This window comes from Photorhabdus sp. HUG-39 (genome assembly GCF_963878365.1).
GTDB classification, from domain to species: domain Bacteria; phylum Pseudomonadota; class Gammaproteobacteria; order Enterobacterales; family Enterobacteriaceae; genus Photorhabdus; species Photorhabdus kayaii.
In genome coordinates, this window is the sequence record NZ_CAWNWY010000094.1 from 1 (window position 1) to 1583 (window position 1583).

A 1583-nucleotide genomic window follows, 5' to 3' on the forward strand; every position below is an offset into this window, starting at 1 on the left:
TCAGACCGCTGACAAACCCCATTGAAAATAATGGGGTTTGTTCCTTTCATTACGAATCATAATACAACTCATTTTCCTCATTGACCCGATTCAATCGCCCGTCAGGGCGTTATTTTCGCTTCGCGGGCATTGACTGGCTCGCCCTCCAGAGATAAAAACAACAAAGCATCGCGACCAGCAAGGCTATCTTCTTGATATTTTGGGCAGTTGCCGCCAAAAGACACTGTATTTGCACCTTCTGCAACCCGCGAAAATGGGCATAACGGTGCCCGTGATGTTGCTTCGCATCCGCAAAACTGCGCTCTATTGTTTCCTTTCGTCGCTTGTAAACTTTTTTACCCCATTCCGTTAGCCGGTTTTCTCTGGCCTGCTCTTTACTGGCCTCCCAGATATGACGGGTTATCGTTTTTCCGCCTTTCGCGTGCGTGCAGGCATCACGCTGCGGGCAACACTGGCAGATAGCCGCCGGGGCCTGATAATGCCGGTATCCCTGACGGTCGGTTGTGGTATAAATCAGTTTTTCTCCCTGCGGGCAGACATAACAATCCTGTAGCTGGTCATAGGTGAAATGTTTCTTCTGAAAGGTATTTGGTCCCTTATTCGGCCGGCGATAACCTATGATGGGGATAATGCCTAACTGTTCCGTCAGATAACAAACCGGGGCCGTAAAATAGCCCGCATCCAACCCAACCGCGAGGGGATTGAGAGCAAAACGCTCTAACTGACGCGTCAAACGCTTGATAAAAGGCTGGCTGTCGTGGACATTACCCGGTGTGGCGTAGGTATCGGTGATAATACCGACTTGTCCATCCACGGTACGGTGGTCAAGGTAAAAGAACCCCCTGGGTTTGTTGGTCCGGTGCATAAACCCGCTTTCCGGATCAGTGGTACTGACCTTCGTCTTTCTCTGCCGTTCCTTAAGGGCTGGCTTCAGGCTTTTTTTCCGGCTGCCGCCCGGTCTTGAGTGACGGCTTTATCCAGGGCGTCAACATAGGCGCCGGGAGGAACCGACCGCATGACATTCTCCGATTTATGCGGATTGGCACTGGCTTTCAGGTGGGTGCTGTCGGTATAGAGTACGTGTCCGCCCACAAATCCTTTGGCTATCGCCTGTTCAACAATGTGGTCAAAAATCTGTTGGAAGACCGCGGTATGATTGAAACGGCGGCGGCGGTTCTGGCTCAGGGTTGAGGCATCAGGGACCTTTTCTGTCAGTCCGAGGCGCAGAAACCAGCGGTAAGCCACATTAACCTGAATTTCCTGTACCAGACGGCGTTCACTGGGGACGCCAAACAAGTAGCCGAGTAACATCATTTTAATCAGCATGACCGGATCGATAGCAGGACGGCCATTATTGTGGCAATACAACGGGGCGACTAATTCGCGGATAAATTCGAAATCAATGGCAGCATCGACTTGACGGACCAAATGATTTTTAGGGACCAGCTCGTCAAGCGAGAGCGTTTCTGGCGGGAAAGTCTGGAGAGGGGGGGATCTTAACATGGTGGCAAGCTCCGTTGAGTGAACGGAACTTAATTAAAACAAAATGCCGGATAAAAAACCAGCACTTTGTCAATAATCTG

At 50.9% G+C, this 1583-nt stretch carries 1 protein-coding gene; it reads right to left on the minus strand.

The genetic code is table 11. The features are described from left to right. Positions 1-109 precede the first annotated feature (109 nt). Positions 110-1503 (minus strand): IS5-like element ISPlu14 family transposase gene (locus AAC155_RS24125; protein ID WP_113044411.1). Its coding sequence is split into 2 segments (ribosomal slippage): positions 110-936 and positions 936-1503, totalling 1395 coding nucleotides; the frame shifts between segments, so codons are not numbered across the junction. Between the last annotated feature and the right edge of the window lie 80 nt (positions 1504-1583).